This window comes from Pectobacterium quasiaquaticum, from assembly GCF_014946775.2.
Taxonomy (GTDB): domain Bacteria; phylum Pseudomonadota; class Gammaproteobacteria; order Enterobacterales; family Enterobacteriaceae; genus Pectobacterium; species Pectobacterium aquaticum.
Genome location: NZ_CP065177.1, coordinates 2,600,373 through 2,621,234, shown reverse-complemented (window position 1 = coordinate 2,621,234; position 20,862 = coordinate 2,600,373). Strand labels below are relative to the sequence as shown.

Below are 20,862 nucleotides of genomic sequence, written 5' to 3'. Positions count from 1 at the left end.
TGGCAAACTCATCATGTACGGACAGGGTCAAAAAATAATGATCCCACAGATCACGCAATCCCCCGGGCTGGTCCAGCCGGTGCTTAATTTTCTGGAAGCATTGAAGAAAAATGGATTCACAGGCGATACGGCGACTAATTATGCCGATCGTCTGACGATGGCAACGGATAACAGTATCTACCAACTTTTGCCGGATGCGGTGGTTTTCCCCCGCTCAACCGCCGATGTGGCGATCCTCTCGCGGCTGGCGGGCGAGGAGCGTTTTTCAGGGCTGACCTTTACGCCACGCGGTGGCGGGACAGGAACGAACGGGCAGGCGCTGAATCGCGGCATCGTGGTCGATATGTCGCGTTATATGAACCGTATTCTGGAGATCAACCCTGAGAAAGGCTGGGTGCGCGTCGAAGCTGGCGTCATTAAAGATCAGCTTAACCAGTATCTCAAGCCTTATGGTTACTTCTTCGCACCCGAGCTGTCGACCAGCAACCGGGCGACGCTGGGCGGCATGATCAATACCGATGCCTCAGGGCAAGGTTCGCTGGTGTACGGCAAAACCTCAGACCATGTGCTGGGGCTACGTGCTGTCCTGCTGGGCGGCGAAATGCTGGATACGCAGGCGATGCCGGTAGAGCTGGCAGAGAAACTGGCGTTAGAAGATTCCGCCATCGGCCGCATTTATCACACGGTGCTGCACCGCTGTCGCGAACAGCGCGCGTTGATTATCGATAAGTTCCCTAAGCTGAATCGTTTTCTGACGGGTTATGACCTGCGTCATGTATTCAGCGACGATCTCCGTACCTTTGATCTAACGCGTATTCTGACCGGGGCGGAAGGCACGCTGGCGTTTATCACCGAAGCGAAGCTCGATATCACGCCGCTGCCGAAGAGCCGCCGTCTGGTCAATATCAAATACGACTCCTTCAACTCTGCGTTGCGCAATGCGCCGTTCATGGTGGAAGCGAAGGCGTTATCCGTTGAAACCGTGGATTCCAAAGTCTTAAACCTGGCCCGCGAAGACATCGTCTGGCATTCCGTTAGCGAACTGATTACCGATGTGCCTAATCAGGAAATGCTTGGTCTGAATATTGTTGAATTCGCGGGGGATGATGAAGCACTGATTAACGGGCAGGTCGACGCGCTCTGTCAGCGGCTGGATACGCTGCTGGCAAACGGAGAAGGCGGAGTAATTGGTTACCAAACCTGTAACGACCTGTCCGGCATCGAGCGTATTTATGCCATGCGGAAAAAAGCCGTCGGGCTGCTGGGCAACAGCAAAGGGCAGGCGAAGCCCATTCCGTTTGCGGAAGATACCTGCGTGCCACCACAGCATCTGGCCGATTACATCGAAGAATTCCGTGCGCTGTTAGACAGCCATAATCTGACGTATGGCATGTTCGGCCACGTCGACGCTGGGGTGCTGCACGTTCGTCCGGCGCTGGATATGTGCGACCCGCAACAGGAAATGCTGATGAAACAGCTTTCCGACCAGATTGTTGCGCTGACCGCCAAATATGGCGGCCTGCTGTGGGGAGAGCACGGGAAAGGCTTCCGTGCTGAGTACAGCCCCGAATTCTTTGGGCCGGAACTGTATGCCGAGCTGCGCCGCATTAAGGCCGCGTTCGACCCTGATAACCGACTTAATCCTGGGAAGATTTGTGCGCCGCTGGACGTGGATGCACCAATGATGAAAGTCGATGCGGTCAAGCGCGGCACGTTCGATCGCACGATCCCGCTGACGGTGCGCACGGCGTTCCGTGGCGCGATGGAATGTAACGGCAATGGTCTGTGCTTTAACTTTGATGCCCGTAGCCCAATGTGCCCGTCGATGAAAATCAGCGGCAACCGTATTCATTCCCCGAAAGGCCGTGCGACGCTGGTGCGTGAATGGTTACGCCTGCTGGCGGAGCAGGGCGTCGATCCCGTCGCGCTGGAGAACGCGTTGCCGCAGCAGAAGCTGAGCCTGCGCGCCTTTATCCAGAAGACCCGCAATACCTGGCAGGCGAAGCAAGGCGATTACGATTTCTCGCACGAAGTTAAAGACGCGATGTCGGGCTGTCTGGCGTGTAAAGCCTGCTCAACGCAATGTCCTATCAAGATTGACGTGCCCGGTTTCCGCTCTCGCTTCCTGCAACTTTATCACACGCGCTACCTGCGTCCGGTGCGTGACTATCTGGTCGCTGGTGTCGAAAGCTATGCGCCGCTGATGGCGCGCAGCCCGAAGACGTTTAACTTCTTCCTGAAAATGCCGCTGCTGAATAACCTGAGCCGCAGCCAGATTGGTATGGTCGATTTGCCGCTGCTGTCATCGCCGTCACTGCGCCAGCAGTTTGCCGGACATAGCGGCGTCAACACCACGCTTGAACAGCTGGAACAGTTGCCGGAAGCGGCGCGCCAGCAGTACGTGCTCATCGTGCAGGATCCGTTTACCAGCTATTACGATGCGCAAGTGGTGGCAGATTTCGTCCATCTGATCGAAAAACTGAAGCTGAAGCCAGTTCTGTTGCCGTTCTCGCCGAACGGGAAGGCGCAGCACATTAAAGGCTTCCTGCAACGCTTTGCTAAAACGGCCTCGAAGACGGCAGATTTCCTGAACCGCGTCGCTAAATTAGGGATGCCGATGGTAGGCGTCGATCCGGCGCTGGTGCTGTGCTATCGCGACGAATACCGTGAGATTTTGGGTGAGAAGCGCGGCGATTTCCAGGTGCAACTGGTGCATGAATGGCTGGTGACGGCATTGGCAGACAGCACGCCGCAGCCTGCCACTGGCGAATCCTGGTATCTGCTGGGGCACTGTACGGAAACCACGGCGCTGCCGATCAGCACGAAACAGTGGTCCGACATTTTCTCGCGCTTTGGTGCCAAGCTGGAGAATGTCAGCGTTGGCTGCTGTGGTATGGCGGGAACCTACGGGCATGAAACCAAGAACCTCGCCAACTCGCAGGGCATCTATGCGCTGTCCTGGCAGCAGGTGTTGCAGAAGTTACCGCAGAAACGCTGCCTGACTACCGGCTATTCGTGTCGCAGTCAGGTAAAACGCATGGAAGGCAGCGCATTGCGCCATCCGCTACAGGCCTTGCTGGAGATTATCTGATGCTATGGAAACGACAGGTTACGCTTGAGCAGCTTAACGAACCGAGCCAAACGTGTATGGTGGGTCATGTCGGTATCCGCTATACCCATATCGCGGAGGATTATCTGGAAGCGGTGATGCCAGTGGATTCTCGCACGCGTCAGCCGTTTGGCTTATTGCACGGTGGTGCCTCCGTTGTACTGGCGGAATCGCTGGGTTCCGTCGCGGGCTACTTGTGTTCTGAAGGCGATCAGCAGGTGGTGGGGCTTGAAATCAATGCCAACCATCTGCGAGCCGTGCGTGAAGGGGACGTGCGGGGCGTATGCCGGGCGCTTCACGTTGGCCGCCGTAGCCAGGTATGGCAGATTGAGATTTTTGATAATCAAAATCGCCTGTGCTGCATTTCACGTCTGACGACGTCGGTCATTACGCCGTAAACATCAATTACGCCGTAAACATCAAGCACGGAACCAGACTGCTGGTCGGTCTGGTTTCGTTGTTCTGGGAAAACATTGCTCTTAAGAAAATATGGATCTTCAGGGGAGAAACGGCACGCGCTTAACGAAGTCTGTCTGAAATTCAGTGGCTTTATCCCATGAGCCTTGCATGCTTAACTGATGGCAAATCGACTTCAGCGTGTTACGGGCAAAGTAGTAGCTTTGCACTCGAAAGAGGTGGCAACGCCCTTCATTATTAATCTCTTTAATCAACCGATTGTGCAGTTTGACCAGCGCATGCAGATAGCTGTCGTCATCGCCATTTCTCAGACAGAGTTCAACCATGTCCATGCAGGCGTTATGATAGCGACGTAAATGGTCAATATTGCTTCCTGGACGGTTAAGGCGAGCTTCCGCCATATAGAAATCAACGGTGGCATCGCGAATCTGAAATTTATATTCGTCAATTTGGTGGTGCAGCCAGGCATTCATGGAAAGCATGGTTATCGATCCTGAATATGAAATGATAATCATTATCATATTGATAAAAAAGGCCGTGATCAATGGGCAAAATGTGCTTTAACGTCAAAAGTCCGATCGGAAATCACATAAATCTTCATATACCTTCCCTCTTTTACAAATAGGTATCACCGATAAATGTTATAATAATGATAACAAGATGATAATTTTTATTTGACCATATGGGGCGTGAGTGGTGACGGTAATTCTTTTTTTATCAATTGCTTAGTTGAATTTTTGCCGCGTTGTTTGGTGCACCAGAGACGTGTAAAATAGCGCTATTGGCTCGCTAAAAACCGAAATGTTACGAATAGCCCTGCGAAACAAGAGGTTGAAGCTAGTTTCATTATCACTAACATTAGGGGAAACCAGCCTAAAACTGGTACCACACGCAATGAGGTATTCCATATGCAAGCGGAAAATGTAGGGACGTTTTCACTGGATGAAAATGTCTGGCAAGGACTGACGCTGACCGACAGCGCCGTGAAGCAGATTAAGAATCTGATGACGCAGGATGAAGCTGTGCAAGGACTGCGGCTCAGCGTTAAACAATCAGGGTGTGCAGGGTTTGGCTATGTGCTGGATCTGGTAAAGGCGTTCGAGACCGACGATCTGGTGTTCGAACGTGACGGTGCAAAACTGTATGTCCCACTGAAAGCGATGCCTTTCATTGATGGCACAGAACTTGATTTCGTCCGTGAAGGGCTGAATCAGATATTCAAGTTTAATAATCCCAGAGCGCAGCATGCTTGTGGATGTGGCGAAAGCTTTGGCATTTAAGTGATGAAAAATTATGGCACGTAGCACGGTAGATGTACCTGATGATGTCCAGATCTGGATGGGTGATGGACGCTATAAAGAAGGTTTCTTCACGCAGTTGGAAACCGATGAGCTGGCGCACGGCATCAACGAAGATGTCGTACGGGCGATCTCGGCGAAGCGTAATGAACCTGAGTGGATGCTGGAATTCCGTCTCAACGCCTACAAAGCGTGGCTGGAGATGGAAGAACCGCATTGGCTGAAAGCCCATTACGAGAAACTGGACTATCAGGACTATAGCTATTATTCCGCGCCTTCCTGCGGTAACTGCGACGACAGCTGCGGCTCTGAGCCGGGCGCCAAGCAGCAATCCGGGATTACGGACGTGAATAATTACCTGACCAGCGAAGTAGAGAATGCGTTTAATCAGCTTGGCGTTCCTGTCCGTGAAGGCAAGAAAGTGGCGGTCGATGCGATTTTCGACTCGGTATCTGTTGCGACCACGTATCGGCATGAGCTGGCTGAAAAAGGCATTATCTTCTGCTCATTCAGCGAGGCGATTCAGGAGCATCCCGATCTGGTGCGCCAGTATCTCGGTACGGTCGTCCCAGCGAACGACAACTTCTTTGCGGCGCTGAACTCGGCGGTCGCCTCCGACGGCACATTTGTGTACATCCCGAAAGGCGTGCGCTGCCCGATGGAACTGTCGACGTATTTCCGCATCAACGCGGCGAAAACCGGTCAGTTCGAACGTACGATCCTGATCGCCGATGATGACAGCTACGTCAGTTACATCGAAGGCTGCTCCGCGCCTGTTCGTGACACCTACCAGTTGCACGCTGCGGTGGTGGAAGTCATCATCAACAAGAATGCCGAAGTGAAATACTCCACGGTGCAGAACTGGTTCTCCGGTAAAGATGACGCCGAAGGCGGGATTCTGAACTTCGTGACCAAGCGCGCGCTGTGTGCAGGCGAGCATTCAAAAATGTCCTGGACGCAGTCAGAAACCGGCTCCGCGATCACCTGGAAATACCCGAGCGTCATTCTGCGCGGTGACTACTCCGTCGGTGAATTCTTCTCTGTCGCGTTGACCAATGGTCGTCAGCAGGCCGATACCGGCACCAAGATGATTCACATCGGTAAAAACACCCGTTCGACCATTATCTCTAAAGGGATTTCCGCCGGACGCAGCGAGAACACCTACCGCGGTCTGGTGAAGATCATGCCGAGCGCGACCAACGCCCGTAACTTCACCCAGTGTGACTCCATGCTGATCGGCAGCGAGTGCGGCGCGCACACCTTCCCGTATGTGGAAGTGCGCAACAATACCGCGCAACTGGAACACGAAGCGACGACCTCGAAAATTGGCGAAGACCAACTGTTCTACTGTCTGCAACGCGGTATCAGCGAAGATGACGCCATCTCGATGATCGTGAACGGATTCTGTAAGGACGTCTTCTCTGAATTGCCGTTGGAATTTGCGGTAGAAGCACAAAAGTTACTGGCGATTAGCCTGGAACACAGCGTGGGTTAATTCGGCGGTTACCGGGATTTTCACAGAGAATAATGAGAATCATCGGTCCCGGAATTCATTAAGCGCCCGCCACATTGGGCGTTGGAAGGAATAAGCATGTTAAGTATCGAAAATTTAAACGTCAGCGTAGAAGGTAAAGCGATCATCAAAGGGCTTAATCTCACCATTAAGCCAGGTGAAGTTCACGCCATTATGGGCCCGAATGGCTCAGGAAAAAGTACGCTCTCCGCGACGCTGGCTGGACGCGAAGAATATGAAGTGACCGACGGTTCGGTGAACTTCAAAGGGAAAGATCTGCTGGAGTTGTCTCCAGAAGATCGTGCGGGCGAAGGCGTCTTTATGGCGTTTCAGTACCCTGTCGAGATCCCCGGCGTCAGTAACCAGTTCTTCCTGCAAACCTCCGTTAACGCGGTGCGTAAATACCGCGAGCAGGAACCGCTGGACCGCTTTGACTTCGCTGACTTTATCGAAGAAAAAATCAAACTGTTAAATATGCCAGAAGATTTGCTGACCCGTTCGGTCAACGTTGGCTTCTCTGGCGGTGAGAAAAAGCGTAACGATATTCTGCAGATGGCGGCGCTGGAGCCGGATTTGTGCATTCTCGATGAAACCGACTCCGGCTTGGACATCGATGCACTGAAAATCGTCTCTAACGGCGTGAACTCCCTGCGTGACGGCAAACGTTCGTTCATCATCGTCACGCACTACCAGCGTATTCTTGATTACATCAAACCGGATCACGTCCACGTTCTGTATCAAGGGCGCATTGTGAAATCCGGTGATTTCTCGCTGGTGAAACAGTTGGAGGAGCAAGGCTATGGCTGGCTTACCGACGAGCAATAAGGTGACGAGCGATAACGCGACGGGTAAAACCAGCATCGCACAGAAACAAGAGCAGGCGCTGCAACAATGGCAGGGGCTGTTTGAACGCGATGCGTCGCGCCGTTCTGAAGGGGCGAACCAGCACTGGCAGGATGTGGTGCGCCTTGGCTTACCGCATCGTAAGCATGAGCACTGGAAATACACGCCGCTGGATGGCTTGCTGAGCAACGAATTTGTTGCACCACAGGCACCGTCTCTCGATCGTGCAGCGGTAGACACCCTGGCTTTAGCGGTAGATAGCTGGCGTCTGGTGTTTGTCGATGGCGTATTCAACGCAGAACTCAGCGACAGCGCCTGGGGCCCTTATCAGGTTGACGTACAGGCGACGCGTGCGCATGGCGTGTTGCCTGCAGCCATCCAGTCCGAAGTGTTCCTACACCTGACCGAAAGTCTGGCTAGCACCAGTACGCTGATTCGTCTGGCTGCCGGACAGCAGGCGGAAAAACCGCTTTACCTGTTGCACATTAGCAGCAGCCAGGAAGCCGCGTTGAACACAGTTCACCACCGCCATCACCTGAACGTTGAGCGTGGCGCGAGTGCGGAAATTATCGAGCACTACGTCAGTCTGGATGAGCATGCGCACTTTACTGGCGCACGCCTGACGGTGAATGCGGCAGAAAATAGCCAGGTTAGCCATTATAAGCTGGCGTTTGAAGCGGCGGCGGGCTACCACTTCGCCCACAACGATCTGGTTCTGGCGCGTGATGCTCGGGTTCGTAGCCACAGTTTCTTGCTGGGTGCGGGTTTGACGCGTCATAACACCAGCGCCCAGTTGAATGGCGAAGGCACCAATCTGTCCATGAACAGCCTGATCCTGCCAGTTGGCAGCGAAGTGTGCGATACGCGGACGTATCTGGAGCATAATCAGGGCTATGGCGAAAGCCGCCAGTTGCATAAAGTCATCGTCAACGATCGCGCCAGAGCGGTGTTTAACGGCATGATCAAAGTTGCGCCACATGCGCTGAAAACTGACGGGCAGATGACTAACAACAACCTGCTGCTGGGTCGACTAGCTGAGGTTGATACCAAGCCGCAGTTGGAAATCTACGCAGACGACGTGAAATGCAGTCACGGTGCTACTATTGGCCGTATGGACGAAGAGCAACTGTTTTATCTGCGTTCTCGTGGTATTACGCAGCAGGATGCGCAACAGATGATCATCTTCGCCTTTGCGGCGGAAGTCACAGAAGCGATTGAAAACGAGTCTCTGCGAGATGTGGTTCTGGAACGTATCGCGCAGCGTTTGCCCAACGCGCTGGCGAATGCCGGCAAGGCGGTATGATGAGTTATCCTATTGAACGGGTTCGTGCCGATTTCCCGCTGCTGGCAAGTGAGGTTAACGGTCAACCGTTAGCCTATCTTGATAGCGCCGCGAGTGCGCAAAAACCGCACGCGGTTATCGATCGCGAAGCCGAATTCTATCGCCATGAATATGCTGCTGTGCATCGCGGCATTCACACGCTGAGCGCGCAGGCGACCAGCGCGATGGAAGCCGTGCGCGAGAAGGTCGCCTCCTTTATCAATGCAGCCTCAGTGGAAGAGATTGTCTTTGTTCGCGGGACGACGGAGGCCATCAATCTGGTGGCTAACAGCTATGGCCGCACCTTTATCCAGCCGGGCGATAACCTGATCATCACCGAGATGGAACACCATGCGAATATCGTTCCCTGGCAAATGCTGGCGGAAGCGCGTGGCGTTGAAGTTCGCGTATTGCCGCTGGCCGAAGATGGTTCACTGGATGTTGCGCAGCTTCCCAGCTTGCTGGACGAACGTACTCGCCTGCTGGCAGTAACGCAAATCTCTAACGTACTCGGTGCCCTAAACCCAGTTAAGGCCATGATCGCACAGGCAAAAGCGGCTGGTGCGGTTACGTTGGTCGATGGTGCGCAGTCGATTATGCATCAGACGGTCGATGTGCAGGATCTGGACTGCGACTTCTTTGTCTTTTCAGGACATAAGATCTACGGCCCTTCGGGTATTGGCGTGCTGTATGGCAAACGTGACCTGCTTCAGGCCATGCCGCCGTGGGAAGGCGGCGGGGCGATGATTCGTCAGGTTAGCCTGCGTACGGGCACCACCTATGCCGATTCGCCGTGGCGCTTTGAAGCCGGCTCACCCAACACGGGCGGTATCATGGGCTTAGGCGCCGCACTGGATTATGTGACGGCGCTGGGGCGTGAAGCGATTCAACGCTATGAATCTTCTCTGATGCAGTATGCGCTGGAAGCGCTCACGCAGGTGCCCGATCTGACACTGTACGGGCCTGCTGAACGCCACGGCGTTATCGCGTTTAATCTTGGGCAGCACCACGCCTATGACGTTGGAAGTTTCCTCGATCGGTACGGTATTGCGATTCGCACCGGCCACCATTGCGCGATGCCGCTGATGGAACACTACGGTGTTCCTAGTATGTGCCGCGCCTCGCTGGCCGTTTATACTACACGCGAAGAAATTGACCGGCTGGTTGCCGGATTGCAACGTATCCATCGATTGCTGGGCAGCTAAGCGCCACGCGCGGATCTGTTCGGGGAGAAAAACATGGCGAGTCTGCCAGAACCGCAGAAACTGGCGCGCAACTTTGTGCGCTGTAATGACTGGGAAGAAAAATATCTTTATGTCATCGAGTTAGGGGAACGTCTTGACCCTCTGCCCGACGAGTGGCGTAATCCAGACAACCTGATTTCAGGGTGCCAAAGTCAGGTTTGGATTGTGACACAGCCCGATGAACAGGGCGTGCTCACCCTGCATGGCGACAGCGATGCCGCGATTGTGAAGGGGCTGATTGCGGTGGTGTTCAGCCTCTATCAGGGGCTGACAGCGCAGGAGATTGTTGAGCTAGATGTGCGGCCATTCTTTGAATCGCTGGCGTTGAATCAACACCTGACGCCATCCCGCTCTCAGGGGCTTGAGGCGATGCTGCGCGCGATTCGTGCACATGCTGCGGCATTGCTTTAATATTCTTCCCTGTTTTCTGCTTTCCAGAAGTATAAAAAAGCGCTGTGACGGAAAAAACGTTCAGCGCTTTTTTGTTTTTTCATTTACTGATTTTTACCAACGGCACGCTATTGTTTTTTTGGCTGATTTATTAACTCGCTGATATTTCAGAATTCGTCCCGTATATTTATTTTCCATTAAATTTTATGCTGGCTCTGTTTTGTAAAGAATTGAATATCAATGCTTTGATTTTTAAATAAAATATTCTTTTGTTACAACAATGCTAATATATAGCCACGCTCGGTAGAAACGGGAAATAATAGCCGCATTGATACCAAATATCCCCGAACCATTCAGGCTGCAGAAACGCGAATGCGCAGGCAACTGGTATGGCGGGGTAAACAGGGTATAGCCAGCCAGATACCGCATTCTGGATGCAGAACCGGATGTTGTTGATAAATTACTTATGTTAGTTGTGATGTAGGGAACCTAATATGAAACGCGCGTTAACTTTACTTGGTATGGCCTTCGCGGCATATCTGACCAGCACCGCCGCTAAAGCGACGGAATACCCGCTACCGCCCCCCAATAGCCGACTTATTGGCGAAAACATCGCTTATACAGTCCCCAATGATGGTCGTCCGCTGGAGGCTATCGCTGCGGATTTCAAGATTGGTCTGTTGGGCATGATGGAAGCGAATCCAGAGGTGGATCCTTACCTGCCGACAGCGGGTTCCACGCTCACGATCCCAACGCAAATGCTGCTGCCGGATACCCCACGTGAAGGTATTGTGGTCAATCTGGCGGAGCTGCGCCTTTATTACTACCCGAAAGGGAAGAATACCGTCATCGTTTACCCAATCGGCATCGGTCAACTGGGGCGTAATACGCCACTGATGACGACCAGCGTAAGGGAAAAGCGTGAAAATCCGACCTGGACGCCAACGGCGAACATCCGTAAGCATTATCTTGAAGAACAGGGCATTAAACTGCCCGCCGTCGTTCCGGCGGGTCCAGATAACCCGATGGGGTTACACGCACTGCGTCTGTCAGCACACGGCGGCGTTTATCTGCTGCACGGTACGAACGCGGACTTCGGCATCGGTATGCGCGTAAGTTCCGGCTGTATCCGCCTGCGCCCAGATGACATCAAGGCGTTATTCGACAATGTGCCAGTCGGTACGCGAGTGCAGATTGTTAACGATGCGATTAAAACTTCCGTTGAACCCGACGGTAAACGCTACGTTGAAGTGCATCAGCCTCTGTCGAAAACTGATAAGGACGATCCGCAAACCATGCCGATTCCACTGACGGCGAAGACGCAGAAGTTTGTTAAGGATGCGGAGACGGACAGTAAAGCGGTTGCTGATGCCATTGTGCGTCGTTCAGGCATGCCAATCGTGGTGAGCGTAGGGCAAGACATCAATACCTACCAGTCACCGGTAGAGTCGGCTCCAGAAGCGCCTAAGACGCATCAGGTTGCGCCGATCACGGCTATCAGTACCACCACTCGGTAATACTGAAATAAATCGGCCAGATGCGTTTAGGCGCATCTGTGCTGGCTCAGGGATAGGGCAGAAGGATGAAGATACCTGACAAAGCGAAAAAGGGATTGAAAGAGAGCGCTGGAAAGGGAAAACGCAGGCAAAAAAAATGGCGCACAATGTGCGCCATTTTCACTACTTAACCAGCTCGATTACTTTTTGTAAGTACGAACTTGGTTGTCCAGACGCTGGTTAGCACGAGCTGCGTCATCTTTAGCAGCTTGTACGTCAGAGCGGATTGCGTTCACGTCGTTGCTCAGTTGGTCAACTTTAGCGTTCAGAGTCTGAACGTCAGAAGACAGCTGATCAATTTTAGCATTGCTTGAACAACCAGCAAGCAGAGTAGAACCCAGGATTACCGCGCCCAGTACCAGTTTAGTACGATTCATTATTAATACCCTCTAGATTGAGTTAATCTCCATGTAGCGTTACAAGTATTACACAAACTTTTTTCTAATGAGAATAAATTTTTGATGAGAACATGCTTAATTTTGATCGTTCGCTCAAAGAAACAGCGAGTTTTACCTATTCATTAAAAAAGTAAGGAAAACAGTGCTATTTTTATCGGATAACTCTGGGGTTTTAGGCTATTAAATGACATGTTACACAGACGCATTAATTAGGTTATCGGACTGTAGAAAGTCGTTTCAGAATATAAAAAAAGCGCCATTAAGGCGCTTTTTACCGATCTGACCGTTGGGATCAGAGACGGTGTACAGAAGCGGTGTTGGTTGTGCCGCTGGAAACCAGTGCACCAGACACCATAACGACCACATCGCCAGCTTGCGCATGACCGCCGTTCAGTGCGGCTTCTTTACCGATGCGGTAGAAATCATCAGTAGAGGCAATTTCCTTCACCAGCAGCGTATCAATGCCTTTGCTCAGCAGGAGCTGACGCGCAGTGACGTCGTTAGTCGTCAGCGCCAGAATGCGGGCATTCGGGAAGTATTTACGGATAGATTTGGCAGACTTACCGCCGCTGGTCGCAACCACAATCAGTGGCGCATCCAGTTTCTCTGCCGTTTCTACCGCACCACGGCAGACGGCTTCAGTGATACGCAGAACCGGAGGAGTCTTGATGGTATCCAGACGGCTTTTCATCACGGAATCGGTACGCTGACAGATCGTCGCCATGATGGTAACGGATTCCAGCGGGTATTTACCTTTCGCACTTTCGCCAGACAGCATAACGGCATCGGTACCGTCGATGATGGCGTTCGCCACGTCGCCAGCTTCAGCACGGGTAGGGCGTGGGTTTTTGATCATGGAATCCAGCATTTGCGTCGCGGTGATCACCACTTTGCGTGCCAGATTACATTTTTCGATCATCATTTTCTGTGCGAAGATCACTTCTTCAACTGGGATTTCAACGCCCAGGTCGCCACGAGCAACCATGATGCCGTCGGACGCTTCCAGGATTTCGTCGAAATTGTTCAGACCTTCCTGGTTTTCGATTTTGGAGATGATCTGGATGTGCTCGCCACCGTGTGCTTTCAGGTGAGCGCGGATTTCTTCAACGTCAGAACGTTTACGAATAAAAGATGCCGCAACGAAATCGACGCCTTGTTCACAGCCGAAAATCAGGTCACGCTTGTCTTTTTCGGCCAGAGCAGGTAACTGGATGGAAACGCCTGGCAGGTTAACGCCTTTATTTTCGCCCAAATCGCCATTGTTCAGCACTTTACAAACGACGTCGTTACCGTTGATTGCCGTAACCTGCATACCAATCAAGCCGTCATCAACCAGAACGGTGTTACCGACGCTGAGGTCTTCAGTGAATCCTGCGTAGGTTACTGCGACGCGATCTTTGTTACCCACGATGCTTTGATCGGTGGTGAACGTGAACGTTTGACCTGCGGTCAGCGTGACGTCAGCGCCGTTTTCCAGCTTCATGGTACGAATTTCTGGGCCTTTGGTGTCAAGCAGGATAGCGGCTTGCTTACCGGTTTTTTCCATGACGGCACGCAGGTTCTTGATGCGTTGACCGTGTTCTGCGTAATCCCCGTGAGAGAAGTTCAGGCGCATAACATTCATGCCGGCAGACAGCAGGTTGCCAAGCATTTCTTCTGACTCTGTTTTCGGCCCGATGGTACAAACAATTTTTGTCTTTTTCATACGATAGTTTCTACAAGTTGTGATGGATAAAAAAACGAGTGAACCAGTGGCAGTGTGAGACAAGCCGCTGGAAAGAATGTATGAGGAAACAGTGTAAAAGAGGTAAATATAGAAGGTCGTAACAAATGGGGGATGAGGTGCGTAGCCGCTCGCCGCATGGGATTAGCGGGGTTCGCGTTGGCGATGCCGTTGATAATAATGTTATTGATAGTGGCACGTTGTTTAGCTGAAACCATTCAATTGAAACGACGTTCCGTATTATAGTTATTAAGCGGCGAGAAACAAGGTGGTAAAAGGGATGAAGTTGAATATTTTGTCGCGTTTACGCAAAAAACTGGGCGATTTGGTGTTTTTACCTAACTTTGTTGCGCAACTGCCTAAGAAATCCACGGTATAAATCCGGTATTACGGTGGGCGACGGCAAGTGGTTGATTCTTGTAATGGCCGACAATAAATAAGGAAAACACGTGTAAGCAGCATGTTTTTCTGTCGATCCGTATCACGTTTTTGTGTCATGCTCCTTGAGAAGATGAATGCAAATGGTAGTTTACCTGCCATTGCGGATTGTTACTGCGTAAGCAGGCAAAACCAGATGCTCGTTCTTGCTACGGGTGTCTGGTTTTTTTGTTTCCAGGGTTTTAAAAATGAAGATTGCCAAAATACTCAACAATAATGTCGTCACCGTAATCGACGAAAACAATAATGAGTCGGTTGTCATGGGACGCGGGCTGGGCTTCAAAAAGCATTCTGGCGATCGGCTTGACGAAACGCTGATTGAACGTGTGTTTGTGATGAAATCTGGCGAGCTGACATCGCGCCTGCAGGAACTGTTGTCAGAGATTCCGATGGATGTTATCACGACGGCGGACAAGATCATCCTGCTGGCAAAAGACCGTTTGCCCGGGAAATTGCAAAACAGCGTCTACATATCCTTAACGGATCACTGCCATTTTGCGATAGAGCGCCACAAGCAAGGCGTGGATATTCGTAATGTGTTGTTATGGGAAATAAAACGCCTCTATCCAAAAGAGTTCGCCGTTGGCCTAGAAGCACTGGATATTATTGAGCAGCGTCTGGAGGTTCGATTACCGGAAGATGAGGCGGGGTTTATTGCACTGCATCTCGTGAACGCGCAGCTCGATAGTGAAATGCCTGAAGTCTTGCAGATTACCAAAATCATGCAGGAAATACTGAATATTGTAAAATATCAGTTAAGCTTGGACTATAACGAACAAGCGTTAAGCTATCATCGTTTTGTTACGCATCTGAAATTTTTTGCGCAGAGGTTAATAGGAAAAAGCACGGTCTTTAGTGATGATGAATCATTGCACGATGTGGTGAAAGATCGATATCAGCAGTCATATCGCTGTGCGGAAAAAATACAGGCACACATTATTCAAAAATACCATTACACGTTAACAAAAGAAGAATTAATGTTCTTAACGATTCATATTGAACGCGTACGGACAGAAGGTCAGGATAAAATAGAACCAGGTGATGGAGAATAAGTTGTGTTAATTTGCTTTTCGTCACAAAATAACAGTATGACAAGATAAATTTTCTTGCATACGGTGAAAGTGAAAGCATAAAGTATGTGGAAAGCAAATTATCAGATGAAGTACGTTTTTATTGTTAGTGCGTAAGTCGTGCTGACAAACAAGCAGGATTGTTACTGTCAGGCTGGTCTCGGCGGGCAGGCAAAACCTAAATCGTTTTCTCAATATTTATTGGGAAAAGCGATTTAGGTTTTTTTTTTGCCTCAAACAGAGTCGGCAATCTTAACTTATTGATATTTAGGTCTGTTTAGTATTAAGGATAGACAATGGAATACAAAGCATTAGCAACAGATATACTCGATGGTGTCGGCGGACGCGGCAACATCATTAGCGTAATACATTGCGCAACGCGATTGCGTTTTAAATTAAAAGACAACAAAAAAGCGGATGCCGTGGCGCTGAAAAATCATTCAGGCGTGATCATGGTGGTTGAAAGTGGCGGACAATTTCAGGTCGTCGTCGGCAATCATGTCAGTGACGTTTATCGCAGTTTACAGAATATTGCTGGACTGACCGATCAGGCAGACTCATCAAATAATGAAGATGGCGATGAGAAAAAAGGTAATCTTCTTTCTCGCTTCATTGATATTATATCTGGCATATTTACGCCATTAATTGGCGTCATGGTTGCCTCTGGTATTTTAAAGGGATTCTTAGCTCTGAGTTTAGTGTGCGGGTGGATGGTTGAAACCAGCGGAACCTATAAAATTCTGTTTGCAGCCAGTGACGCATTATTCTTTTTCTTCCCAGTGGTGTTAGGTTATACCGCAGGGAAGAAGTTTGGTGGAAATCCATTTGTTACGATGGTGATTGGTGCGACGCTAGTGCATCCCTCCATGATCACCGAATTTGGTGCGATGCAGAATGAGAATTATCAGCCGCTTTATTTTCTGGGCATTCCGATCACGTTTATTAATTATGCTTCATCCGTTATTCCGATCATTTTCTCTGCCTGGCTCTCTTCTCGCTTAGAAAAACCGCTGAATGCCGTTTTGCATATTAATATCCGTAATTTCTTTACGCCGTTGCTATGCCTCTGTATCACGGTCCCCGTTACGTTCCTGCTAATTGGGCCTGCGGCAACCTGGCTTGGGCATATGCTGGCTGGCGGTTACCAACTGATCTACGGGCTGAACTCCACGATTGCGGGCGCACTGATGGGCGCGCTGTGGCAGGTGTTCGTGATTTTTGGTCTGCACTGGGGCTTAACGCCGCTGATGATCAACAACCTTAGTGTGTTAGGGCACGACACACTGCTGCCGCTGCTGACGCCTGCGGTGTTAGGGCAGGCAGGGGCAGTACTGGGTGTGTTGCTGCGTACTCGTGATATGAAGCTGAAAGGGATTTCTGGTTCGGCGTTCTCGGCAGCCATCTTTGGCATTACAGAACCGGCGGTGTATGGCGTCACGCTCCCGCTGAAGCGTCCTTTCATCTTTGGCTGTTTAGGTGGCGCAATTGGGGCCGGTGTTCTGGGTTATTTCCATACCACCATTTATTCCTTCGGCTTCCCGAGCATCTTCACCTTTACGCAGGTTATCCCACCGACAGGCGTCGATAACTCGGTCTGGGCTGCCATTATTGGTACGGTCATCGCCTTTACCTTCGCGGCGGTGGTGACCTGGGCATTTGGGATTCCACCGCAAGAGAATGCGCCAGCAGCAAACGCACCTACGACGGCACCGCAAGCTATGCAGAACCAGAACGCTGCAACGCGTAAGCAAGAGATAAACAGCCCGATTGAGGGAACGGTGCTGCCACTTGAGCAGGTCGGTGATGAAACGTTCGCCAGTGGCTTGATGGGTAAAGGGATTGCGATTAAACCGCTGGCTGGGCGCGTTGTTTCCCCAGTGAACGGTAAGGTTGCTTCGCTGTTTAAGACCCACCATGCCATTGGGCTCGAATCGGAAGAGGGTGCCGAGGTGCTCATTCACGTCGGTATCGATACGGTGAAATTGGATGGTCAGTATTTCACTGCACACATTAAGACTGGCGATGTCGTGAAGCAGGGCGATCTTCTGGTGGAGTTTGATTATCAGGCGATTGAGAAAGCCGGTTATGACACGACAACACCCGTCATTATCACCAATAGCGAAGATTACGTTGATGTTCTGCCTACTGCCGGAGACACCGTGCAAGAGCAGGGCGCGTTGCTGACGTTAATTCGCTGACATTGAAATTTACGACCCAATTGGGAGGAGAAAAGATGAGCCATCAGTTTCCGAAAGAATTCTTGTGGGGCGGCGCGATCGCAGCCAATCAGGTTGAAGGCGCGTATTTAACGGACGGCAAAGGGCTATCGACGTCCGATTTACAGCCGCAGGGTATTTTTGGCGAGATCGTCACGCGCACGCCGGGCGACAGCGGAATTAAAGATATCGCGATCGATTTTTATCACCGCTATCCCGAAGATATCGCGCTCTTTGCTGAAATGGGCTTCAAGTGCCTGAGAACCTCGATTGCCTGGACGCGTATTTTCCCGCAGGGCGATGAAACCCAGCCGAATGAGGCAGGGCTGGCATTTTACGATCGCCTGTTTGATGAAATGGCGAAGTACGGCATTCAGCCGTTGGTGACGCTGTCCCACTATGAAATGCCGTACGGTCTGGTGAAGAATTACGGCGGCTGGGGAAGCCGTGAAACGATCACCTTCTTTGAACGTTACGCTCGCACGGTATTCCTGCGCTATAAAGATAAAGTGAAGTATTGGCTGACGTTCAATGAAATCAACTGCGCATTACATGCACCATTTACCGGAATTGGCTTACCTACCGAGAGTAGTAAGCAGGATATTTATCAGGCGATTCATCACCAGCTCGTTGCGAGTGCGAAAGCGGTGAAGGCGTGTCATGACATCATCCCTGATGCCAAAATCGGCAATATGATGCTGGGTTCCATGTTCTATCCATTAACCTGCAAGCCTGCGGATGTCATGGAAACCATGCAGCAGAACCGCGATTGGCTGTTCTTCGGTGATGTCCAAGCCCGAGGATACTACCCAGCATACATGAAGCGCTTCTTTGCACAGCACGATATTACGCTGACGGTAACGGAAGACGATCGCCAGTCGCTGAAGGAAACCATCGATTTTATTTCTTTCAGCTACTACATGACGGGCTGCGTAACCACCGATGAAGAAGTGAACCAGAAAGCCCGTGGCAATATTCTGAATATGGTGCCGAACCCGCACCTGGAAAGCTCGGAGTGGGGCTGGCAGATCGACCCAGAAGGTCTGCGCTATATCCTGAACTATCTGTATGACCGTTACCAAAAACCGCTGTTCATTGTGGAAAATGGTTTGGGCGCCAAAGATAAACTTGAAAGCGATGGCAGCATTAACGATGACTATCGAATCAAATACCTGAACGATCACCTGTATCAAGTGGGTGAAGCGCTGGAAGATGGCGTTGAGGTGATGGGTTATACCTGCTGGGGGCCTATCGATCTGGTTAGTGCATCAAAAGCCGAAATGTCGAAACGCTACGGCTTCATTTATGTCGATCGTGATGATGAAGGGAACGGCACATTAGAACGTCGGCGTAAAAAAAGTTTCTACTGGTATAAAGAGGTTATTTCCTCTAATGGCGAAACGTTAAAATAAATCAGCGTATCGCTACGTTATTTACGCATTCATTCTCAGAAAAAATTTTGGAATGAATGCGAATTCTATTTTTTTACTACCCATGGGAAAAATGGCGAGGAAATAAGATGAAATGGGAGGGAATGGACTAGCCATTAAATTATATAAACGGTTATGTGGATTTTGCAAAAATTTTATAAATAGGCGGACTTGCGGCTAGCGTCGCGAGAGGGTTTTCTCAACTTAAAACCGCTGTTTTCAATTTAAAATGTACCCTACTCGGATAATAATCATGCGTAAAAAATTCCCTGTAAAGATAATGGTATTACTGATGTCGTCAGTATTTTTGTCTAATAATGCTATGGCTGCGAAATTGACCGTAGAAGAAAGACTGGAACTATTGGAGAAAGAACTGGCGGAAAATAAAGCTGAATTGCAGTCAACGAAAAAAGAGTTGAAGCAATACAAAACAATAATTGATAATCGCCAAAAAGCAGAAATAAAAACCCCAACGGCACTGACAGGCAAAGAAAGTATTACCGTAATGACAACATCCCAGCCTAAGGCTACGTCTTCCAACGGGCAGGTAACCGCATCGGGAGACGATACTGTTACTATGCCACAGCGACAAGAACTTACCTTGAATGAGCTATCCAAGTACGTTAAGGATGATATCGGTTTTACCTATTCAGGATATTTAAGATCGGGTTGGGCGACAGGGGGAAATGGTTCGCCAAAATCCTATGCAATTGGATCACTGGGGCGTTTTGGCAATGAGCACACTGGGTGGTTTGATCTTTTTCTCAAACAGCGCGTCTATAACAAAGACGGGAAAACTGCCCAAGCTGTTATTAAGTTGGATGGTAATGTCGGACAGTCATACAGTGCTGGTTGGTTTGGTGACGATAGTGCGAATGAGAATAAACTTCAATATTCAGATATTTACTTGACGACGAAAGGGTTTCTACCGTTTGCGCCGGAAGCCGATTTCTGGGTCGGAAAACATGCTTTACCCGTGTATGAAATCCAGATGCTTGATTGGAAAAGCATTCGTACCGATTCGGGTTCGGGGATTGGTATTGAAAATATGAACGCTGGAATTGGGAAGATTGATCTCTCTCTGACCCGAGAAGATCTTGATGTGTATTCGCGGGACTTGTTATCTAAAACGCAGATGAATACCAATTCTATCGATCTGCGCTATAAAGGAATTCCTCTGTGGGATGGTGGGTCATTGTCGGTGATGGGGAAATACGCCATGGCAAATAAGACCGACACGCAAAAAATTAATGAAAAAAATAACACTTATTTCCAGCTAAAAGATGCATGGATGGCGGCTGCGATCTTGCGTCAAAATCTAAACCGTGGTGGATTTAATGAATTTACCGTGCAGGCCGCTAATAATTCGTTCGCCAGTAGCTTTTCCCGTTATTCTGGTGCGAGTCCGTTTATGGGATATAACGGTTATTACTACGGCGATCATACCAACGGCACTGCGATACGGGTGATTTCACAAGGTGAAATGTATTTGAGCGATCACATTATCGTTGGTAATGCTTTGGTATACTCGAAAGGTAACGATATTTATAGTTACGAAACGGGAGCGCACAGTGATTATGAAAGTGTCCGTACGGTGGTCAGGCCAGCCTATATTTGGGATAACTACAACCAAACGGGTGTTGAGTTAGGATGGTTTACTCAAAAGAATAAAAACCAAAGTGGTGTAAGTTATAAGGAGTCGGCTTATAAGACGACGCTCTATCATGCGTTAAAAGTCGATACTAGCTTGTTTAACTCTCGCCCAGAAATTCGGTTCTATGGAACGTATTTAAAACTTCTGGATAATGAAATTTCAAAATTTACCTTCCCAGATAGTAAAAAGGACCAATTTACGGTCGGTGTTCAAGCCGAAGTGTGGTGGTAATTCATATTTTA

16 protein-coding genes are annotated in these 20,862 nt (G+C 50.1%); 13 read left to right on the top strand and 3 right to left on the bottom strand.

Annotation, left to right across the window (positions count from 1 at the left end; genetic code table 11):
* Positions 1–37: 37 nt before the first annotated feature.
* Together ydiJ and menI are read left to right on the top strand one after the other, a co-directional pair.
* A complete protein-coding gene (gene ydiJ / locus IG609_RS11990) occupies positions 38–3,091 on the top strand; it encodes a D-2-hydroxyglutarate dehydrogenase YdiJ (protein WP_193397096.1) in 3,054 nt (1,017 codons plus the stop codon).
* Complete coding sequence (gene menI, locus IG609_RS11985; protein ID WP_040032225.1) at positions 3,091–3,507, top strand: 1,4-dihydroxy-2-naphthoyl-CoA hydrolase; 417 nt, start codon at positions 3,091–3,093, stop codon at positions 3,505–3,507. The genes ydiJ and menI overlap by 1 nt, the downstream gene beginning before the upstream one ends.
* A 99-nt stretch (positions 3,508–3,606) precedes the next feature.
* On the opposite strand, the gene IG609_RS11980 is transcribed toward menI, so the two are convergent.
* Positions 3,607–4,008, bottom strand: coding sequence for a hypothetical protein (locus IG609_RS11980; RefSeq protein WP_193397095.1), 402 nt, complete (start codon positions 4,006–4,008; stop codon positions 3,607–3,609).
* Between the two features lie 426 nt (positions 4,009–4,434).
* On the opposite strand from IG609_RS11980, the gene sufA reads away from it, so the two are divergent.
* The 7 genes from sufA (at position 4,435) to IG609_RS11945 (ending at position 11,652) form a co-directional block, all read left to right on the top strand.
* Entirely contained in the window at positions 4,435–4,806 is a 372-nt protein-coding gene (gene sufA / locus IG609_RS11975; protein ID WP_193397094.1) for a Fe-S cluster assembly scaffold SufA, read from the top strand.
* A gap of 13 nt (positions 4,807–4,819) precedes the next feature.
* A complete protein-coding gene (gene sufB, locus IG609_RS11970) occupies positions 4,820–6,319 on the top strand; it encodes a Fe-S cluster assembly protein SufB (RefSeq protein WP_010297791.1) in 1,500 nt (499 codons plus the stop codon).
* A 96-nt stretch (positions 6,320–6,415) separates the two neighbouring features.
* Positions 6,416–7,162: a Fe-S cluster assembly ATPase SufC gene (gene sufC, locus IG609_RS11965; protein WP_193397093.1), complete on the top strand. Its 747-nt coding sequence runs from the start codon at positions 6,416–6,418 to the stop codon at positions 7,160–7,162.
* Entirely contained in the window at positions 7,137–8,483 is a 1,347-nt protein-coding gene (gene sufD, locus IG609_RS11960; RefSeq protein WP_193400597.1) for a Fe-S cluster assembly protein SufD, read from the top strand. The genes sufC and sufD overlap by 26 nt, the downstream gene beginning before the upstream one ends.
* Positions 8,483–9,706, top strand: coding sequence for a cysteine desulfurase SufS (gene sufS / locus IG609_RS11955; RefSeq protein WP_193400599.1), 1,224 nt, complete (start codon positions 8,483–8,485; stop codon positions 9,704–9,706). Before sufD ends, sufS begins: the two co-directional genes overlap by 1 nt.
* Positions 9,707–9,739: 33 nt before the next feature.
* Positions 9,740–10,156, top strand: coding sequence for a cysteine desulfuration protein SufE (sufE, locus tag IG609_RS11950; RefSeq protein WP_193400601.1), 417 nt, complete (start codon positions 9,740–9,742; stop codon positions 10,154–10,156).
* Between the two features lie 473 nt (positions 10,157–10,629).
* Positions 10,630–11,652 (top strand): L,D-transpeptidase family protein, encoded by a 1,023-nt coding sequence (locus IG609_RS11945; RefSeq protein WP_193399877.1) that lies wholly within the window; start codon positions 10,630–10,632, stop codon positions 11,650–11,652.
* A gap of 179 nt (positions 11,653–11,831) precedes the next feature.
* On the opposite strand, the gene IG609_RS11940 is transcribed toward IG609_RS11945, so the two are convergent.
* Positions 11,832–12,068, bottom strand: a complete 237-nt coding sequence (locus IG609_RS11940) for a major outer membrane lipoprotein (RefSeq protein ID WP_005970385.1) — start codon at positions 12,066–12,068, stop codon at positions 11,832–11,834.
* Between the two features lie 313 nt (positions 12,069–12,381).
* Complete coding sequence (pykF, locus tag IG609_RS11935; RefSeq protein WP_193397088.1) at positions 12,382–13,794, bottom strand: pyruvate kinase PykF; 1,413 nt, start codon at positions 13,792–13,794, stop codon at positions 12,382–12,384.
* 644 nt (positions 13,795–14,438) lie between these two features.
* Here pykF and licT point away from each other — a divergent pair.
* From licT to IG609_RS11915, 4 genes are all read left to right on the top strand, one after another.
* Entirely contained in the window at positions 14,439–15,302 is an 864-nt protein-coding gene (gene licT / locus IG609_RS11930) for a BglG family transcription antiterminator LicT (RefSeq protein ID WP_193397165.1), read from the top strand.
* Between the two features lie 314 nt (positions 15,303–15,616).
* The gene (bglF, locus tag IG609_RS11925) at positions 15,617–17,518 is read left to right on the top strand and encodes a PTS beta-glucoside transporter subunit IIABC (RefSeq protein ID WP_193397087.1); all 1,902 of its coding nucleotides are present in this window, start codon (positions 15,617–15,619) and stop codon (positions 17,516–17,518) included.
* A gap of 35 nt (positions 17,519–17,553) precedes the next feature.
* Positions 17,554–18,948: a glycoside hydrolase family 1 protein gene (locus IG609_RS11920; protein ID WP_193397086.1), complete on the top strand. Its 1,395-nt coding sequence runs from the start codon at positions 17,554–17,556 to the stop codon at positions 18,946–18,948.
* 271 nt (positions 18,949–19,219) lie between these two features.
* On the top strand, positions 19,220–20,851 hold the full coding sequence (locus IG609_RS11915; protein ID WP_193397085.1) for a carbohydrate porin: 1,632 nt from the start codon (positions 19,220–19,222) through the stop codon (positions 20,849–20,851).
* Positions 20,852–20,862: the final 11 nt, after the last annotated feature.